General features: G+C 69.4%; 17 protein-coding genes. 2 read left to right on the forward strand and 15 right to left on the reverse strand.

Features of this window, described 5'->3' with window-relative positions; genetic code table 11:
* Positions 1 to 11 precede the first annotated feature (11 nt).
* A complete protein-coding gene (murA, locus tag OG811_RS05125; RefSeq protein WP_406072518.1) occupies positions 12 to 1,451 on the reverse strand; it encodes a UDP-N-acetylglucosamine 1-carboxyvinyltransferase in 1,440 nt (479 codons plus the stop codon).
* Between murA and OG811_RS05130 the strand changes: the two genes are divergently transcribed.
* On the forward strand, positions 1,450 to 2,022 hold the full coding sequence (locus OG811_RS05130) for a cob(I)yrinic acid a,c-diamide adenosyltransferase (protein ID WP_406072520.1): 573 nt from the start codon (positions 1,450 to 1,452) through the stop codon (positions 2,020 to 2,022). The two genes, murA and OG811_RS05130, sit on opposite strands and share 2 nt — an antisense overlap.
* Positions 2,023 to 2,388: 366 nt before the next feature.
* Here OG811_RS05130 and OG811_RS05135 read toward each other — a convergent pair whose 3' ends face one another.
* The 13 genes from OG811_RS05135 to glyA all read right to left on the reverse strand — a co-directional run bounded on the left by OG811_RS05135 (position 2,389) and on the right by glyA (position 13,379).
* Positions 2,389 to 2,844, reverse strand: a complete 456-nt coding sequence (locus OG811_RS05135; protein ID WP_406072522.1) for a DUF2550 domain-containing protein — start codon at positions 2,842 to 2,844, stop codon at positions 2,389 to 2,391.
* Between the two features lie 12 nt (positions 2,845 to 2,856).
* Complete coding sequence (locus tag OG811_RS05140; RefSeq protein ID WP_406072523.1) at positions 2,857 to 3,138, reverse strand: F0F1 ATP synthase subunit epsilon; 282 nt, start codon at positions 3,136 to 3,138, stop codon at positions 2,857 to 2,859.
* A gap of 88 nt (positions 3,139 to 3,226) precedes the next feature.
* Entirely contained in the window at positions 3,227 to 4,369 is a 1,143-nt protein-coding gene (locus OG811_RS05145) for an LCP family protein (protein WP_406072525.1), read from the reverse strand.
* A gap of 223 nt (positions 4,370 to 4,592) precedes the next feature.
* Entirely contained in the window at positions 4,593 to 6,029 is a 1,437-nt protein-coding gene (gene atpD / locus OG811_RS05150) for a F0F1 ATP synthase subunit beta (protein WP_406072527.1), read from the reverse strand.
* A complete protein-coding gene (locus tag OG811_RS05155; RefSeq protein WP_406072528.1) occupies positions 6,029 to 6,964 on the reverse strand; it encodes a F0F1 ATP synthase subunit gamma in 936 nt (311 codons plus the stop codon). Before OG811_RS05155 ends, atpD begins: the two co-directional genes overlap by 1 nt.
* Positions 6,965 to 6,968: 4 nt before the next feature.
* Positions 6,969 to 8,621, reverse strand: coding sequence for a F0F1 ATP synthase subunit alpha (atpA, locus tag OG811_RS05160; protein ID WP_406072529.1), 1,653 nt, complete (start codon positions 8,619 to 8,621; stop codon positions 6,969 to 6,971).
* A gap of 116 nt (positions 8,622 to 8,737) precedes the next feature.
* Positions 8,738 to 9,559 (reverse strand): F0F1 ATP synthase subunit delta, encoded by an 822-nt coding sequence (locus OG811_RS05165; RefSeq protein ID WP_406072531.1) that lies wholly within the window; start codon positions 9,557 to 9,559, stop codon positions 8,738 to 8,740.
* Entirely contained in the window at positions 9,559 to 10,098 is a 540-nt protein-coding gene (locus OG811_RS05170; protein WP_406072532.1) for a F0F1 ATP synthase subunit B, read from the reverse strand. Before OG811_RS05170 ends, OG811_RS05165 begins: the two co-directional genes overlap by 1 nt.
* A 28-nt stretch (positions 10,099 to 10,126) precedes the next feature.
* Entirely contained in the window at positions 10,127 to 10,369 is a 243-nt protein-coding gene (locus tag OG811_RS05175) for a F0F1 ATP synthase subunit C (RefSeq protein WP_406072533.1), read from the reverse strand.
* A gap of 67 nt (positions 10,370 to 10,436) precedes the next feature.
* A complete protein-coding gene (gene atpB, locus OG811_RS05180) occupies positions 10,437 to 11,234 on the reverse strand; it encodes a F0F1 ATP synthase subunit A (RefSeq protein WP_406072535.1) in 798 nt (265 codons plus the stop codon).
* A gap of 11 nt (positions 11,235 to 11,245) precedes the next feature.
* The gene (locus OG811_RS05185; RefSeq protein WP_406072536.1) at positions 11,246 to 11,482 is read right to left on the reverse strand and encodes a hypothetical protein; all 237 of its coding nucleotides are present in this window, start codon (positions 11,480 to 11,482) and stop codon (positions 11,246 to 11,248) included.
* 189 nt (positions 11,483 to 11,671) lie between these two features.
* A complete protein-coding gene (locus OG811_RS05190) occupies positions 11,672 to 12,082 on the reverse strand; it encodes a hypothetical protein (RefSeq protein ID WP_406075533.1) in 411 nt (136 codons plus the stop codon).
* A gap of 7 nt (positions 12,083 to 12,089) precedes the next feature.
* On the reverse strand, positions 12,090 to 13,379 hold the full coding sequence (gene glyA, locus OG811_RS05195) for a serine hydroxymethyltransferase (RefSeq protein ID WP_406072537.1): 1,290 nt from the start codon (positions 13,377 to 13,379) through the stop codon (positions 12,090 to 12,092).
* A gap of 35 nt (positions 13,380 to 13,414) precedes the next feature.
* On the opposite strand from glyA, the gene OG811_RS05200 reads away from it, so the two are divergent.
* The gene (locus tag OG811_RS05200; protein ID WP_406072538.1) at positions 13,415 to 14,878 is read left to right on the forward strand and encodes an SDR family oxidoreductase; all 1,464 of its coding nucleotides are present in this window, start codon (positions 13,415 to 13,417) and stop codon (positions 14,876 to 14,878) included.
* Between the two features lie 12 nt (positions 14,879 to 14,890).
* Here the strand turns inward: OG811_RS05200 and OG811_RS05205 are convergent, their stop codons facing one another.
* Positions 14,891 to 17,005, reverse strand: coding sequence for a transglycosylase domain-containing protein (locus OG811_RS05205; RefSeq protein WP_406072539.1), 2,115 nt, complete (start codon positions 17,003 to 17,005; stop codon positions 14,891 to 14,893).
* Between the last annotated feature and the right edge of the window lie 36 nt (positions 17,006 to 17,041).

Raw genomic sequence — 17,041 nt, forward strand, 5'->3', positions numbered from 1 at the left:
GGATGTCGACGTCAGATCTCCAGCGAAGGCTCCTCCGGCGTGGTGCCCCGCTCGACCGCCACTCCGAGTGCCCGCAGGTCGGCCACGAAGTCCGGATAGCCCCGGTCGACGTGGTGCACGTGGGAGACCTCGGTGACCCCCTCGGCGCAGAGCCCCGCGATGATCAGACCCGCGCCGGCGCGAATGTCGGTGGCCCGCACCGGGGCACCGGAAAGCCGATCCCGCCCGCGGACCACCGCGTGGTGCCCATCGGTCTTGATGTCCGCGCCGAGCCGCATCATCTCGTTGGCGAACATGAACCGGCCGTCGAAGATGTTCTCGGTGATCAGGGAGGCTCCGTCGCTGACCGCGGCCAGCCCGATCGCCATCGGCAGCAGGTCGGTGGCGAAGCCGGGATACGGCAGCGTCACCACGTCCACCGCCCGGGGCCGGTCGTCCATTCGTACGCGGAAGCCGTCCCCCCGGGTCTCCACCAGGCCGCCGGCCGCCATCACCTTGTCCAGCGCGACCTCCAGGTACGCCGGGTCCAGCCCGGTCACCGTCACGTCGCCCCGGGTCATCGCCGCGCCGAACGCCCAGGTGCCGGCGACGATCCGGTCCCCCACCGTGGCGTGCCGCACCGGGCGCAGACCGGGCACCCCGGTGATCCGCAGCGTGGACGTGCCCGCACCGGAGATCCGCGCGCCCATCTCGTTGAGCATCGTGCAGATGTCCACGATCTCCGGCTCCCGGGCCGCGTTGTCGATCATCGTGGTGCCCTGGGCCACCACCGCCGCCATCACCAGGTTCTCGGTCGCACCGACACTGGGGAAGTCCAACACGATGTCCGCGCCGCGCAGCCCGTGCGGGGCGGAGGCGATGACGAACCCGTGTTCACCGGAGATCTCCGCGCCCATCCGGGTCAGCCCGGAGATGTGCATGTCCAGCCCACGTGACCCGATGGCATCGCCGCCGGGATGGGCCACCCGCACGTACCCCCGGCGGGCCAGCAGCGGGCCGAGCACACAGATCGACGCCCGTAACCGTCGGACCAGGTCGTAGTCGGCTTCCGCGCCCGGCTGCTCGGGCACGTCGATGGTCACCGAACGGGACCGGGCCACGCCACCGCGGGCGACCATCGGGTCGACCGGGTCGTCCGTCTCAAACTGGACGTCGCAGCCCAGCCTGCGCAGCACCTCCCCCATGATCGCGATGTCGGTGATCCGCGGGACGTTCGTGATCACGCTGCGGCCCGGTGCGAGCAGCGCGGCGGCCATCAGCTTCAACGCCGAGTTCTTGGCACCAACCACGTGCACCGTGCCGGCCAGTCGGGCGTCACCGTGGACCCGGATGACGTCGACATCGGTGACCGCCGGATCGCCAGCGTCGCCAGGGCCCACCACCGGCCAACCGGCGGTGCTGTCCGGCCGCGCCGGGATCGTCAGGTCGGGAATCCGTAGGCTGTGCGTCATGGCCGTCCACCTCACGCGCATCTACACCAAGGCCGGCGATGCCGGCATGACCAGGTTGAGTAACAACGAACAGGTGCCGAAGACCGATCCACGGATCGCCGCGTACGCGGATGTCGACGAGTGCAACGCGGCGATCGGTGTCGCGCTCGCCCTGGGCGAGCTCGACGACGAGCTGCGCGGTGTGCTGGGGTCGGTGCAGAACGACCTGTTCGACGTCGGCGCCGACCTGTCCACCCCGGTCGAGCCGGAGCCGAAGTACCCGCCGCTGCGGGTGACCGAGGAGTACGTCGAGCGCCTGGAGGGCTGGTGCGACGCGTACAACGCACGCCTGAGCAAGCTCGACTCCTTCATCCTCCCCGGCGGCACCGCGGGTGCGGCGCTGCTGCACGTGGCGCGGACCGTCGCCCGGCGTGCGGAACGGGCGGCGTGGGCACTGGTCAGCCACGATCCGGAACGGACCAGCACGCTCCCGGCAAAGTATCTCAACCGGCTCTCCGATCTGCTCTTTATCCTGTCAAGAACGGCAAATCCGGCGGGAGATGTGCTATGGGTGCCGGGCGGCAAGCGCTGAACGTCGGCGCTCTGCACCACGTCGAGGTGTGTGTTCCCGATCTGGCCGCCGCCACGCGTCGTCATAGCCGACTCCTCGGGCCCGGCCCACCAGCACCTTGATCAACTCCGGTTTCTTGATGTCGGGGCATCCAGGCACCAGGACACCCCGACATCAAGAAAACCGAGTCGATCAACCCGACCGGCCGGCACGCTAGGCGAGACACAGCCGCGTCGGTAACGGCACTTGAGAAAACCCGCGCCAGATCGGCGGACAGTGCCCAACGAAGGGTTTCCGGGGCAGCCCGCCCGGCGCAGGGATCAAGCCTGACCGCCCGGAGCCGGGCGGGCTGCCCCGGAAACCCCAAGGGTGACCAAGGGGCGAGCGTCAGGCAGCCGGCCAGTCCTGGGAGGCCACACGCGGCGAGACCGCCCCCGGAGGGGCGGCCTCGATCCAGGAGAGGAAACCGGTCACGGTCGACCGCGCCATGGCGATCTCCACCGGTGCGTGGTGGCTGGTGCAGCGAAGGATCACCCAGTCGGCCGGCATGGAAAGCCGTTCCTGACCCTCGGGCAACCGGCGGCGCTCCACCGCCAACCCTTTGCGCGACAGCACCCGCTTGGGCCGGATCGCGAAGCTGAACATCCGGTACCAGCGCAGCTCGTCACCGGCGAACCGGCCGAAGCCGGGCGACCAGCCACGGCCGTCGAGCATGGTCGTGACCCGGACGCTGAGCCGGATGATGCCACCGCTGCGGGTGACCAGAGCTCGCCGGACGAAGAGGATGAGCAGCGCGCCGAGGATGACGACAACGCCGATTCCGAATCCTCCGACGATCTCCATCCCCGGTATGACTCAGCGGCTCTGCGCGGAAACCGGGGTTGCGCTCTCGGCCAGCACGGTGACGCCGTCGGCGCTCACCGAGAGGAAGCCGCCGGCCACCTCGTAGGAGACCTGCTCACCGCCGGCAAGCTTGATGCGTACCTGGCCAGGCTCGGCGAGCTGACCGAGAAGCGGCGCGTGCCCCGGCAGGACACCGAGCTCGCCTTCGGTCGTTCGAGCGACGACCATCTCGGCGTCACCCGACCAGACCTTCTCCTCGACGGCGACGAGCTCGACGTGAAGCTGCTGTGCCACGCTGTCTCCTTGCTGCGGCTACGGATTGCCGAAAGTCTAGCCTGACGCCCACGCGCTCCCAACACGGGTGGGGAGAACCGCGCCACGTCTACTTGCTCTTGTTCAGGAATTCCGGGTGCTCCAGCAGGAACGGGTCGAGTTGCTCGTTGTGCAGGGCTGTGAAGAAGTCCGGAACGCCTGCCTGGAACTGCTCGCCCAGGTATTTCTTGCCGTCGAAGACGCCACCACCGGCGAGCTTGATCATCTGGATGGTGTTCGGGCGGATGTCCTTCAGGGCGAGCCCGAAGTCGACCACGCTGTTGCCCCGCCCGTTGAAGATCAGCGACTGGCCCGCCGCACGGAGCACCTTGTCCAGCTTGATCGGGTTGGCCACCACGTCGGAGCTGAACGCCTGGCCGACCATGGCCTTGACGAACTGCTGCTGGTGACGCTGCCGGCCGTAGTCCGCGTCCGGAACACCGTTCTCCGCATAGCGCTGCCGGACGTAGTCCAGCGCCTGCCACCCGCTGAGGTGCTGGTTGCCCTTCTTGTAGATCGCCTGCGGGCCGAGGTAGCCCTCGCCACGCGTGTTGCCCGGCCGCGGCTTACCGTCCGGCTGCTTGTGCTCGGACGTCACGTCCCGCTCGATGTACATGTCGACGCCGCCCATCGCGTCGACGATCTTCTGAAAGCCGGTGAAGTTGATGATCGCGCCCGCGTCGAACCGCTTTATGCCGGTCACGTTCTGCACCGTGGTGGCCACCAGCTCGAAGCCCCGCGCGGCGTCGGGGTTCCCTCCCGGCACCCGGCTGCCGAACGACATGGCGGCGTTGATCTTCGTGGTCTTGCCGGTGAACCCGGCCTTCTTGAACGCCGGGATGGGCACGTAGAGGTCTCGCGGCAGCGAGAACAGATAGGCACGATCCATCGACGCCGGCACGTGCAACACCATGATCGAGTCGGCAAGGGGCGCCGCCGTCGGCGTACGCGGGTCGATGCCGACGAGCAGGATGTTGAGCGGGCCCTTGATCTCGCTCTTCTTCGCCTGGGCACCCGCCGCCTGGTCGCCGAACAGGTCGGCCTTGCCGACCGCCCCCTCGTAGCGCGCCATGAGCACCTCAGTGCCGACCAGCACCACCCCGCTGAGCACGGTCAGCACAGTGCCGAACACCGTGCAGATCCTGGCCCAGCGCGGCACACCCCGCCAGACGGACTTCCTGCGGCCACTCTTGCCGGCCTTACCCACGAGCATCTCCGTTCGTTACGCCCACGAAAAGGAAGACGGGCGCACGTCGCCGAAAGGTTGCAAAGATCAACGCTCGTTCAGGTGAACGCGCGGAACGACCGTATCTCGGGTGGGTCGGAACCGACGACCACGAGTAACGGAATTGCGACGATGATAGGACCCGAACATGAACAAAAGACTGCCCCGGCATTGCCGGGGCAGTCTTTTTGTTGCTGATCCGATCGAGCTGTCAGTCCTTCATCAGCTCCGCAGCCTTGGCCTCAAGGTCATCGAGACCGCCGCACATGAAGAACGCCTGCTCAGGGAAGTGGTCGTACTCCCCCTCGCTGATCTTGCGAAACGCCTCGATGGTCTCCTTGATCGGGACCGTCGAGCCCGCCACGCCGGTGAACTGCTCCGCCGCGTAGGTGTTCTGCGACAGAAAGCGCTCGATCCGCCGCGCGCGCTGCACGGTGATCTTGTCTTCCTCGGAGAGCTCCTCGATGCCGAGGATGGCGATGATGTCCTGCAGGTCGCGGTAGCGCTGCAGGATCCGCTTCACCTCGGTGGCGACCTGGAAGTGCTCGGCGCCGACGAACTCCGGGGCGAGGATCCGGGACGAGGACGCCAGCGGGTCCACGGCCGGGTAGATGCCCTTGTCGGAGATCGACCGCTCCAGGTTGGTGGTCGCGTCCAGGTGGGCGAACGTGGTGGCCGGGGCGGGGTCGGTGTAGTCGTCCGCCGGCACGTAGATCGCCTGCATGGAGGTGATGGCCTGGCCCCGGACGGAGGTGATCCGCTCCTGGAGCTCGCCCATCTCGTCGGCCAGGGTCGGCTGGTAACCCACCGCGCTCGGCATACGGCCGAGCAGGGTGGAGACCTCCGAACCGGCCTGGGTGAAGCGGAAGATGTTGTCGATGAAGAGCAGCACCTCCTGCTTCTTCACGTCGCGGAAGTACTCCGCCATGGTCAGCGCGGAGAGCGCCACCCGCAGCCGGGTGCCCGGCGGCTCGTCCATCTGGCCGAAGACCAGCGCGGTCTTGTCGATGACGCCGGACTCGGTCATCTCGGCGATGAGGTCGTTGCCCTCACGGGTGCGCTCACCCACGCCGGCGAAGACCGAGGTACCACCGAAGTTGCGGGCCACACGGGTGATCATCTCCTGGATGAGCACCGTCTTGCCCACACCCGCGCCGCCGAACAGACCGATCTTGCCGCCCTTGACGTACGGGGCGAGCAGGTCGATGACCTTGATGCCGGTCTCCAGCATCTCGGTCTTCGGCTCCAGGTCGGCGAAGGCCGGGGCCTTGCGGTGGATGCCCCACCGGTCGTCGGCCTGGATGGTCTCACCCTCGGTGAGGTTGAGGCACTCGCCGATCGCGTTGAACACGTGGCCCTTGACCGCGTCGCCCACCGGCACGGTGATCGGCTCGCCGCGGTCACGCACCTCCGCGCCGCGGACCAGGCCGTCCGTCGGCTGCATCGAGATGGCACGGACCAGGTTGTCACCCAGGTGCTGGGCGACCTCCAGGGTCAGCGTCTTCTCACCGCCCGACAGGTTCACGTCCACGTTCAGGGCGTTGAACAGGGCCGGCATGGCGTCGCGCGGGAACTCGGCGTCGACGACCGGGCCGATGACCCGGACCACGCGACCCGTGGCCGTCTTGGTCTCTACTGGTGCAGTCATCACACTTCACTTCCCGACGCGGCCAGCGCGTTCGCGCCGCCGACGATCTCGCTGATCTCCTGGGTGATCCCGGCCTGCCGGGCCGAGTTCATCTCACGCGTGTACTTGTCGATCATGTCTTCGGCGTTGTCGGTGGCGCTCTTCATCGCCCGCCGCCGTGCCGCCGACTCACTCGCCGCCGACTCGATCAACGCCGCGTAGATCCGCGTGTTGATGTACCTCGGAAGGAGCGCGTCGAGCAGCGTCTCCGCCTCCGGCTCGAACTCGTACGCCGGCAGCAGCCCCAGCCCCTCGGAGCGCGGCCGGTCCTCCACCTGCATCGGACCGATGACCCTGGTGACCGGGGTCTGCGTCATCAGCGAGTGGAACTCGGTGTAGACGATGTGCAACTCGTCGACGCCGAGCACCCCGTCCGCCCCGGCGCTGCCGTCGACGTCGTCCGCACCGGCGGTGAACGCCTTGATCAGCGTCTCACCGACCATCCGGGCGTCCTCGAACGACGGCTGCTCGCTGAACCCGGTCCAGTTCGCCTCGATCGGCCGATCGCGGAACCGGTAGAACCCGACGCCCTTACGCCCGATGACGTAGAGCACCGGCTCCTTGCCGTCCGCCTTGAGCCGCGCGATCAGCGACTCGGCCATCCGGATCGCGTTGGAGCTGTAGCCGCCAGCCAGACCACGGTCGCTGGTGACCAACAGGACGCCCGCCCGCCGCACCCGCTCGCGCGGGGTGAGCAGCGGGTGGTCGATCCGCGCGTTGGACGCCAGCGCCGTGAGCACACCGGTGATGGCCTGGGCGTACGGCAGGGACGCCTGCACCCGGGCCTGAGCCTTGGCGATCCGGCTCGTCGCCACGAGCTCCATCGCCTTGGTGATCTTCTTCATCGACTTCGCCGAGCGGATTCGTTGACGAAGAACGCGTACCTGAGCCGCCATGGGATCAGCTCTCGGCCGGGCGGTCGGTCGTGCCGTCGCGGAAGCGGGTGACCGTCTCGCGGTTCTCGTCGCCCTTCAGCGGCTTGGCCGGCTCGTCGTTGACCCGACGCTCGTCCTCCTTGCCGAGGAACACCTGCTTGAACTCGGCGATCGCGCTGTCCAGGGAGCCGATGATGTCGTCGTTCCACTGGTTGTCGGCGATCCCGGCCAGCACACCCTGGTGCTTGTGCCGCAGGTACTGGAGGAACTCCGACTCGAAGCGCCGGATCTCACCGACCGGGATGTCGTCCAGCTTGCCCTCGACACCGGCCCAGACCGAGACAACCTCCTCGTTGACCGGGTATGGCGAGTAGTTCGGCTGCTTGAGCAGCTCCACCAGCCGAACGCCGCGGTCGAGCTGGGCCCGGGAGGCCCGGTCCAGGTCGGAGGCGAAGGCGGCGAACGCCTCCAGCTCGCGGTACTGGGCCAGGTTGAGCCGCAGCGAACCGGCGACCTTCCGCATCGGCTTCACCTGCGCGGCGCCACCGACCCGGGAGACCGACGTGCCGACGTTGATGGCCGGCCGGACGCCCTGGTTGAACAGGTCGGTCTCCAGGAAGATCTGGCCGTCGGTGATCGAGATGACGTTGGTCGGGATGAAGGCCGAGATGTCGTTGGCCTTCGTCTCGATGATCGGCAGACCGGTCATCGAGCCGCCACCCAGCTCGTCGGAGAGCTTCGCGCAGCGCTCCAGCAGGCGGGAGTGCAGGTAGAAGACGTCACCCGGGTACGCCTCACGGCCCGGCGGACGACGCAGCAGCAGCGACACGGCCCGGTACGCCTCGGCCTGCTTGCTCAGGTCGTCGAAGACGATCAGGACGTGCTTGCCGCCGTACATCCAGTGCTGCCCGATGGACGAGCCGGTGTACGGGGCGAGGTACTTGAAGCCGGCCGGGTCGGAGGCCGGGGAGGCGACGATGGTGGTGTATTCCATCGCGCCCGCCTCCTCGAGCTGCCCCTTGATGGAGGCGATCGTGGAGGCCTTCTGGCCGATGGCGACGTAGATGCAGCGAACCTGCTTCTTCGGGTCGCCGGTGCGCCAGTTGTCCCGCTGGTTGAGGATGGCGTCCAGGGCGACCGTGGTCTTACCGGTCTTCCGGTCACCGATGATCAGCTGCCGCTGACCCCGACCGATCGGGGTCATCGCGTCGATGGCCTTGATGCCGGTCTGCAGCGGCTCGGAGACGGACTGCCGGGACATCACGTTCGGAGCCTGCAGCTCCAGCTCGCGGAAGCCCTCGTTGGCGATGTCGCCAAGCGCGTCGATCGGATCGCCGAGCGCGTTGACCACGCGGCCGAGGAAGGCATCGCCGACCGGAACGGAGAGAACCCGCTCGGTGCGCTTGACGCGCTGCCCCTCCTCCAGCTTGGCGGAGTCACCGAGGACGACGACACCGATCTCCCGGACGTCGAGGTTCAACGCCACGCCGAGCGTGCCGTCCTCGAACTCCAGGAGCTCGTTGGTCATGGTCGAGGGCAGGCCCTCGACGTGGGCGATACCGTCGCCGGTGTCGGCGACGGTGCCGACCTCCTCGCGGGAGACGTCGGACGAGTAGGAGGAAACGTAGCGCTCCAGGGCGCCGCGGATCTCCTCCGTCGAGATGGTCAGCTCGGCCATCCTCTGCTTCCTTAAAATTCAGGGGCCCGGGATACCTAGTACCAACCGGTCCGAATGGCGTCTGTCAATCCGGGCGTTGTGCGGCGGGCCGCCCCATCGCTGGGCGGCAGAGCCGATCAGCGCTTCGCGAGCGCGTTGCGGGTCTCGTTGAGGCGGCGCAGGATGGTGCCGTCGTACAGGTCGGAGTCGACCCGCACGCTCACCCCACCCAGAACCGCGGGGTCGACCGTCTGCTTGACGGAGACCTCTCGACCGTATATCGCGGTGAGGCTCGCACCCAGCCGCCGCTCGTCCTCGTCACTCAACGGGGCCGCGACGGTCACGTACGCCACCTGCCGGTCGCGTCGCTCGGCGGCGAGCTCGACCAGTCGGGTGAGCGAGCCGCTGAAGGAACGCCCCCCGAACCCGCCGAGGGCCACCTCGACGAGGCGGACGGTGACCGGGCGGGCCTTGTCGGCGAGCAGCTCGCGGGCCAGGGTGGCCCGCTGCTCGACCGGGGCGACCGGGTCGGCCAGCGTGTTGTTCAGTGCCGACTGACCCGAAACGACCTGGCCGAAGCGGAACAGCTCGTCCTCGACCTCGCCCAGCTCGCCGGCCTTGTCAGCGCTGGCGAGCAGCGCCTCCACGCCCAGCCGCTCGGTGCCGTCGAGCAACTCCGACGGTGCCGACCAACGGCCGGCAACCAGCGACACGAGCAGATCGAGCGCGTCGGCGCCGATCCGCCCACCCAGCATGTCGCCGAGCAGAGCGCCGCGGTCCTCGCCGGAACGAGCCGGCTCGGACAGCGCCCGGCGCAGCCGCGGCTCACGCCGCAGCAGGGCCGCCACGGAGAGGACGGCGTCGGCGGTGGCGGCCACCGCCGGCGGCTGCGCGCCGCGGACGTACGCGTCGAGGCGCTCGGCCGCGACCTTGTACGACTCCCGGCTGGCGGCCTGCATCAGCGGGCCCCCGTGCTCTCGAGGCCGCTCAGGAACCGGTCGACGGTGCCCTTGCGCCGCGCCTCGTCGGCCAGCGACTCACCGACGATCTTGCTGGCCAGGTCCACCGCGATCGTGCCGACCTCGGTGCGCAGCTCGCGCACGATGGTGGCCCGCTCGGCGACGAGCGCGTCCTTGCCAGCCTGGATGACCCGGTCGGACTCTTCCCGCGCCTTGGCGAGGATGTCCTGGCGGATGCCCTCGGCGTCGGCCCGGGCGTCGTCACGGATCTTGGCGGCGTCGGTCCGGGCCTCAGCGAGCTGGGCGCGGTACTGCTCGAGGAGCTGGCCCGCCTCGGCCTGGGCGGCCTCGGCGCGCTTGATGCCGCCCTCGATCGCGTCGACCCGAGCCTGGAACGTCTGCTCCATGCGCGGGAAGACGAACTTCATCAGTACGAAGCAGAGCACGGCGAAGGCGACCGTACCAACCACGATCTCCTGCCAGATCGGGATGATCGGGTTGTGGGTCGACTCACCACCCTCAGCGGCGAGGAAATACATGGAAGACCTCCCGGTCAGAGGGCCTGGATCAGGCGGCGGAGCCGGCCCAGATGAAGCCGAAGGCGATGCCGAACAGCGCCAGCGCCTCGATGACGGCGAAGCCGATCCAGACGTACGGCAGGGTCATGCGGGACGACTCCGGCTGCCGCGCGGTCGACTGGATGTAGGCGGCGAAGACCAGGCCGACGCCGATGCCCGGGCCGATGGCGGCGAGGCCGTAGCCGATGGCAGCGGTGCTACCGGAGACCTCGGCGAGAACGCTAGCGTCCATTGGTGTGGTTCCTCCTGGTTATCACGCGTGACTCTCACGCGGGACGACAACGGTTTGTTTGCGTGGATCAGTGCTCTTCGGCGAGCGCGCCCTGGATGTAGCTGGCGCTCAGCACCGTGAAGACGTAGGCCTGCAGGACGATGACCAGCGCCTCGAGAAGCGTCAGCGCCACGGTCATCACCCAGGAGACCACCGAGACCGGCGCCAGCCAGGCGCTGGAGTTGAGCATCGCGAAGCCGCCGAGCGTGAAGACCAGCAGAAGCATGTGGCCGGCGAACATGTTCGCGAAGAGACGAACGGCCAGCGAGAACGGCCGGATGATGAAGGTCGAGAACGCCTCGATCGGAATCAGCAGCGGCAGGATGTACCACGGTGCCGGCGGGATCAGGGCGTGCTTGAAGTATTTGACGAAGCCGTGGTGCCGGATGCCGATGTAGTTGAACAGCAGGTAGCTGAGCACCGCGAGGATCGCCGGGAAGGCGATGTGCGAGTTCGGCGAGATCTGGAACAACGGGATGATCGCGAACGAGTTCGTCAGCAGCACGAAGCAGAACAGCGTCGTGAAGTATGGAGCGAACCGCACGCCCTGGTGACCGATCATCTCGACCGAGATGTTGTTCCGGACGAAGCCGTAGATCGACTCGGCGAACCACTGCTTCTTGGTCGGCACCAGCTGCGGCTTCCGGTAGGTCGCCAGGAAGAAGATGATCAGGACGCCGACCGCGATCCAGATCATCGCCGTGAACTTGGTGAACCAAGGAGCGTTTTCCACACCCCAGGGCAGGATGGCGGGCAGGTAGAAATCGTCCACACTGGGTGGGAATGCCGCCTGGCCTGCTGCCAGAACGTTCGCCTGTCCGAACACCGTGTCCCTTCCTAAGTAGGCGTGCCGAGCCGGCGGACGACGAGGATGATCCCCCCGGTCACGCCGAGCACGACGCCGATCCCGGTAGCGACGCCACCGGTGTCGAGCCACTGGTCGATCAGCCAGCCGATGAAACCCCACACGAGCATGCCTCCGATGAGGTAGCTGAGCGCGGTCCAACCCTGACCGGCGCCGGACGGATAGTCGTCCGATTCACCGGCGGGACGGGGGGTTTGGTCACCAGCCATGACGCGGCGAACGATATCAGCCGGGAAGACGAGGCTGTGCCTCACCCCCCGCACAACCGCAGTTGTGTGGGCATCTCGGGGCTCGCGTCGTCTGTGGGCACGCTACTCCCCTTCTGCCCGTCGCAAAATGACCGGAGGCCGACACATTGCGGCGCGTCCGCTGATTGGGACGACCGGCCGACGGCCAGGTCAGCCCCGCGGCCGACGGGCGTGGACCGTGGTCAGCCACCAGAGGTGCACCGCCGTCCACACTGCCACCCCGGCGACGATGCCGAGGCAGAGCGGGATCAACCCGGACCAACCGGTGGATGCCACCGCCACCAGCACGACACCCAGAAGGGTGAACTTCAGCACGTACAGGCCCAGCCCGAGCGGCAGCAGCAACTGCGGGTTGATCTGGTCGGCCCGGGCCAGCACCACCGTGGTGAGGGTGTAGCTGAACACCGTGACGCCCACGCCAGCCGCAGCGCCGAGCGCGGCCGTCGCGCCGCCGGTCGCCCCACCCACCACGGCGGCGACCGCGGCGAGCACCGCCGACGCGGCCAGCAGCACCGGCAGGTGTCGCAGCCGCCAACGCCGGTCGGTGTCGGGCTCGACCATCCCGGGCTCAGCCACGGGGGTACGCCGGAAACGCCGCGACCAGCTCGGCCACCTCGGCACCGACCCGGGTCAGCTCGTCGGCGCCACCCGGTGCCCCGGGATCGGTGCGCACGGCACGGGCGATCAGGGTCGCGACCTGCCGCAGCTCTCCCTCCCGCATTCCCTGCGTGGTGACGCTCGGCGTGCCCACCCGGATGCCGGAGGCCACCATCGGCGGCTGCGGGTCGTACGGGATGGCGTTCTTGTTCAGGGTGATCGACGCGGCGTCGCAGCGTCGCTCGGCGTCGGCGCCGGTCACCCCCAGCTCCCGCAGGTCGATCAGGGCGAGGTGGGTGTCGGTGCCACCGGACACCGGGCGCATCCCCTCGTCGGCCAGCCCGGCCGCGAGCGCCTGGGCGTTGCTGACCACCTGCCTGGCGTACGTCTGGAACTCCGGTTGGGCGGCCTCGCGCAGCGCGACCGCCTTGGCGGCGACCGCGTGCATCAGCGGGCCGCCCTGCGTGAACGGGAAGACCGCCTTGTCGATCCGCTGGGCCAGCGACTCGCGGCAGAGGATCATGCCGCCGCGCGGGCCACGCAGCACCTTGTGGGTGGTGGCGCAGACGACGTCGGCGAACGGCACCGGGGACGGGATCGCCCGGCCGGCCACCAGGCCGATGAAGTGCGCGGCGTCCACCATCAGGTACGCGCCGACCTCGTCGGCGATCTCCCGGAACCGGGCGAAGTCGATCAGGCGGGGGTACGCGGTGGCACCACAGATGATCAGCTTGGGCCGGTGCGCCCGCGCCAGGTCCCGTACCTCGTCGTAGTCGAGCTGCTCGGTGTCCGGTCGGACCGGGTAGCCGACCGGGTGAAACCACTTGCCGGAGAAGTTCACCCGGCTGCCGTGGGTGAGGTGGCCACCATGCGGCAGGTCCATCGCCAGCACCGTGTCCCCCGGCTGCACCAGCGCGGCGTACGCGGCCAGGTTGGCGCTCGCCCCGGAGTGCGGCTGGAGGTTGGCGTGCTCGGCCCCGAAGAGCTCCTTGGCCCGGGCGATGCCGATCTCCTCGGCCCGGTCCACCTCGGCGCAGCCGCCGTAGTAGCGCCGGCCCGGGTAGCCCTCGGCGTACTTGTTGGTCAGCGTCGAACCGAGCGCGGCCAGCACCGCCGGCGAGGTCAGATTCTCGCTGGCGATGAGCTGCAGGCCGCCGCGCAACCGGTCCAGCTCGCCGAGGACCACCCCGGCGATCTCCGGATCGGTGGCCCTGAGCTGCGCGAAATCCGGCCCCCAGAAGGTGCTCGTCTCGGTCTCCACAGCGAACGAGTCTAGGGGGCGGCACACTGGGACCCGTGAGATGCCTCGTCACCGGAGCAACCGGATACATCGGCGGACGCCTGACGCCGCTGCTGCTCGCCGACGGGCACACCGTGCGCTGCCTCGCCCGCAAGGCCGTACGACTGCGCGACGTGCCCTGGGCGTCGGCGGCCGAGATCGTCGAGGGGGACCTGAGCCGGCCGGAGACGCTGCCCGCCGCGTTCGCCGACGTGGACGTCGCCTACTTCCTGGTGCACTCGCTGGGCCGACCCGACTTCGAGGCGGCCGACCGCACGGCGGCAACCAACTTCGCAACGGCGGCCCGCGCGGCCGGCGTACGCCGGATCGTCTACCTGGGCGGCCCGGAGCCGGCGTCCGACGAGGAAGTCCCCTCCCCGCACCTGCGGTCCCGGGCCGAGGTGGGCCGGATCCTGTTGGGCAGCGGGGTGCCCACGGCGGTGCTCCGCGCCGCGGTGATCATCGGCTCCGGCTCGGCGTCGTTCGAGATGCTGCGCTACCTGACCGACCGGCTACCCGCCATGGTCACCCCACGCTGGGTCGGCAACCGGATCCAGCCGATCGCGGTCCGCGACGTGCTGCGCTACCTGGCCGGCTGTACCGCGCTGCCACCGGAGGTCAACCGGGGCTTCGACATCGGCGGTCCGGACGTGCTGACCTTCCGCGACATGATGCAGCGCTACGCGCGGGTGGCCGGGCTGCGGCGGCGCATCATCGTGCCGGTCCGCCCGCTCACCCCGTCGCTCTCCTCGCACTGGGTCGGCCTGATCACCCCCGTGCCGAACGCGATCGCCCGTCCCCTGGTGGAGAGCCTGATCCACGAGGCTGTCGCACACGAACACGACATCGCCCGGTACGTGCCCGACCCACCCGAAGGGCTGACCGGTTTCGACGAGGCGGTGGCACTGGCGCTCGCCAAGGTGCGCGATGCCCAGGTGGAGACCCGCTGGTCGACCGCGAGCGGCCCGGACGCGCCCGCCGAGCCGCTGCCCACCGACCCGGACTGGTCCGGCGGCACCGCCTACACCGATGTCCGGGAGAGGGCGGTGGACGCGTCACCCGCGGCGCTCTGGCGGGTCATCGAGGGCGTCGGCGGCGAACATGGCTGGTACTCGTTCCCGCTCGCCTGGTCGATCCGGGGCTGGCTGGACCGGCTGATCGGCGGTGTCGGGCTGCATCGGGGCCGACGCGACCCGCATCGCCTACAGGTCGGCGAGGCGCTGGACTTCTGGCGGGTCGAGGAGATCATTCCGGGCGAGTTGCTGCGGCTGCGCGCCGAGATGCGGCTGCCCGGCCGGGCCTGGCTGGAGATGCGGGTGCTACCGGCCGACGGCGGCCGCAGCCGCTACCAGCAACGCGCGGTCTTCCTGCCGCGCGGGCTGAGCGGGCACGCGTACTGGGGATCGGTGGCACCCTTCCACGCGGTGGTCTTCGGCGGAATGGCCCGCAACATCGCCCGCAACGCCGAACAAACCCCCTGACCCGGCGCCGGGTCAGTTGCCGGCGCGGGCTTCGGTGACCTGGAAGGCGGTTCGTTCGCTCGGCGGGACGAAGTCGCGTACCGGTTGGTTGCGCAGGGCGGCGGCGAGCACCTCGCCCACCGCGTTCACCATCTGGGCCTGCACCGCCTGACCGACCGCGTCCCGGGGATCGTCCGGGTTCGCCGCCATCGAGGCGACCACGAGCTGCGGCGTAAATGCCACCATCGTCTCCGTCTCGTAGCGGTCCGAACTGCCGGTCTTACCCGCCACCGGCCGACCGAGCTTCGCGCGCAGGTCGGGTGCGGTGGCACCGTCGCAACGCCCGTACATCGACTGGTCGCCGACCGGGCAGCGGGCCGCGTCGGTGGCCGCCCGGGCCACATCGACGTCGAGCACCCGCCGGCAGTTCGGCTTGGCGGCGTCGACCGCCCGCCCGCCCACGTCGGTGATCGAGACCACCGGCAGCGGCGCGCACCAGGTCCCTTCGGCCGCCACCGTGGCGTACGCGGCGGCCAGGTCCAACGGCGTGGTCGCGGCCACGCCCAGGGTGAACGGACCCCATTCCTTCGCGCCGTAGCGGGCCAGCTTCGCGTCGGAGTCGGCCCGCAGCACGATGCCGAGCCGCTCGGCCATCTCCACCACCCGGTCGGCGCCGACCTTCTCGGTGAGCCAGGCGAAGTACGTGTTCACCGAGCGGCCGAACGCGCTCCACATGGTCCGGGGACCATCCATCGACGACGGGTTGGCGTTCGCCGGGCACCAGCGGCCGTCGCAGCTCGCCTCTCCGGTCACCGGGAAGCGGGTGACCAGTTGGGTCGGAGCCACGAAATCGGTCGACAGCGGCAGGCCGGACTCCAGCGCGGCCAGCATCGCGAAGAGCTTGAACGTCGAGCCGCCCTGGTACCCCTCGATCGCACCGCCGCCGGCAATCAACTGATTGACCGTGTTCGGGCGGTTCTTCTGCCCGACCGGGTTGTCCGCCACGCCGTAGGCGCGGTTCACCGACATCGCCAGCACCCGCCCGGTGCCCGGTTGCACCACCGCGGTCGGCAACGCCGCGGCACTCGTCGGCCGATAGATCTTCAGCACCTGCTCGGTGGTGACCCGCTGCACCCCCGGATCCAGCGACGAGACGATGGAGAACCCGCCCCGGCGCAGGGTGCGCTGCCGCTCCTCGACCGTCGCCCCGAACGCGGACTGGCTGCTCCACCAGCGGGTGAACCAGTCGCAGAAGAAGCCCCAGTCGTTGTGCGCTGCGGACACCCCCGTGCAGTCGTTCGGGGTCTCGCTGGGCCGTAGCTGCAATGGCTCGTTCTGCGCCGCCGCCGCCGCGTCCGCCGGCACCTGCCCCGACTCCACCAGCCGCTCCAACACGTACGACCGCCGCACCAGCGCGCTGTCGGCGTCGCCGTTGATCGGGTCGTCGCTGTCCGGCGACCGGACGAGGCCGGCCAGCAGCGCCGCCTGGGCCAGGGTCAGCTCGGCCGGTGACCGGGAGAAGTAGCGCCTGCTGGCCGCCGCGATGCCGTACGCCCCGGCGCCGAAGTAGGCGATGTTGAGGTAGCGGGCGAGGATCTCCTCCTTGTCGAGCTCCCGCTCCAACGCGAGCGCATACCGCATCTCCTGGATTTTGCGGACGGTGCTGATCTCGGTGGCAGCCTTGCGCTGCGCCTCGGTCAGTCGGGGGTCGTTGCCGAGCACGTTGCGGACGTACTGCATGGTCAGCGTGGAGGCACCCTGCCGGGTCTGGCCGTCGCGCTTGTTGACCGTGAACGCCCGCACCACGCCTCGCAGGTCCACCCCGCTGTGCTGGTAGAACCGGACGTCCTCGGCGGCCACGATCGCCTGGCGCATGACCGGGGCCACCTCGCGCAGCGGCACGTCCACCCGGTCCTCCTGGTAGAAGGAGGTGATCAGGGTGGTGCCGTCGTTGGCGTAGAGGTTGGAGCGCTGGGCGGTGGGCGGCGTACGGAGCGTGTTCGGCAGCTCCGAGTATGGCGTGGACAGGGCGCTGAAGCCGATCCCGAGGACCAGGGCCGCCGGCAGGGCGGCTGCGGCCAGCACCAACCCGGCCAGCACACCGGCGATCGCCACGGTCAGCAGTTTGTCGAGTCGGGCCCGGGTCATCAGCTCTCCCCCGCAGGAGCCGGTCACGCTAGGACC

Source organism: Micromonospora sp. NBC_01638, assembly GCF_045209745.1.
Lineage (GTDB): Bacteria > Actinomycetota > Actinomycetes > Mycobacteriales > Micromonosporaceae > Micromonospora.

What these genes read in the sequence shown, in the direction of transcription:
- OG811_RS05130 (WP_406072520.1), top strand. Translation starts at nt 1,450, where the DNA reads ATGGCCGTCCACCTCACGCGCATCTACACCAAGGCCGGCGATGCCGGC.
- murA (WP_406072518.1), bottom strand. Translation starts at nt 1,451, where the DNA reads ATGACGCACAGCCTACGGATTCCCGACCTGACGATCCCGGCGCGGCCG.
- OG811_RS05135 (WP_406072522.1), bottom strand. Translation starts at nt 2,844, where the DNA reads ATGGAGATCGTCGGAGGATTCGGAATCGGCGTTGTCGTCATCCTCGGC.
- OG811_RS05145 (WP_406072525.1), bottom strand. Translation starts at nt 4,369, where the DNA reads ATGCTCGTGGGTAAGGCCGGCAAGAGTGGCCGCAGGAAGTCCGTCTGG.
- atpD (WP_406072527.1), bottom strand. Translation starts at nt 6,029, where the DNA reads ATGACTGCACCAGTAGAGACCAAGACGGCCACGGGTCGCGTGGTCCGG.
- OG811_RS05155 (WP_406072528.1), bottom strand. Translation starts at nt 6,964, where the DNA reads ATGGCGGCTCAGGTACGCGTTCTTCGTCAACGAATCCGCTCGGCGAAG.
- atpA (WP_406072529.1), bottom strand. Translation starts at nt 8,621, where the DNA reads ATGGCCGAGCTGACCATCTCGACGGAGGAGATCCGCGGCGCCCTGGAG.
- OG811_RS05165 (WP_406072531.1), bottom strand. Translation starts at nt 9,559, where the DNA reads ATGCAGGCCGCCAGCCGGGAGTCGTACAAGGTCGCGGCCGAGCGCCTC.
- OG811_RS05170 (WP_406072532.1), bottom strand. Translation starts at nt 10,098, where the DNA reads ATGTATTTCCTCGCCGCTGAGGGTGGTGAGTCGACCCACAACCCGATC.
- OG811_RS05175 (WP_406072533.1), bottom strand. Translation starts at nt 10,369, where the DNA reads ATGGACGCTAGCGTTCTCGCCGAGGTCTCCGGTAGCACCGCTGCCATC.
- OG811_RS05185 (WP_406072536.1), bottom strand. Translation starts at nt 11,482, where the DNA reads ATGGCTGGTGACCAAACCCCCCGTCCCGCCGGTGAATCGGACGACTAT.
- OG811_RS05190 (WP_406075533.1), bottom strand. Translation starts at nt 12,082, where the DNA reads ATGGTCGAGCCCGACACCGACCGGCGTTGGCGGCTGCGACACCTGCCG.
- OG811_RS05205 (WP_406072539.1), bottom strand. Translation starts at nt 17,005, where the DNA reads ATGACCCGGGCCCGACTCGACAAACTGCTGACCGTGGCGATCGCCGGT.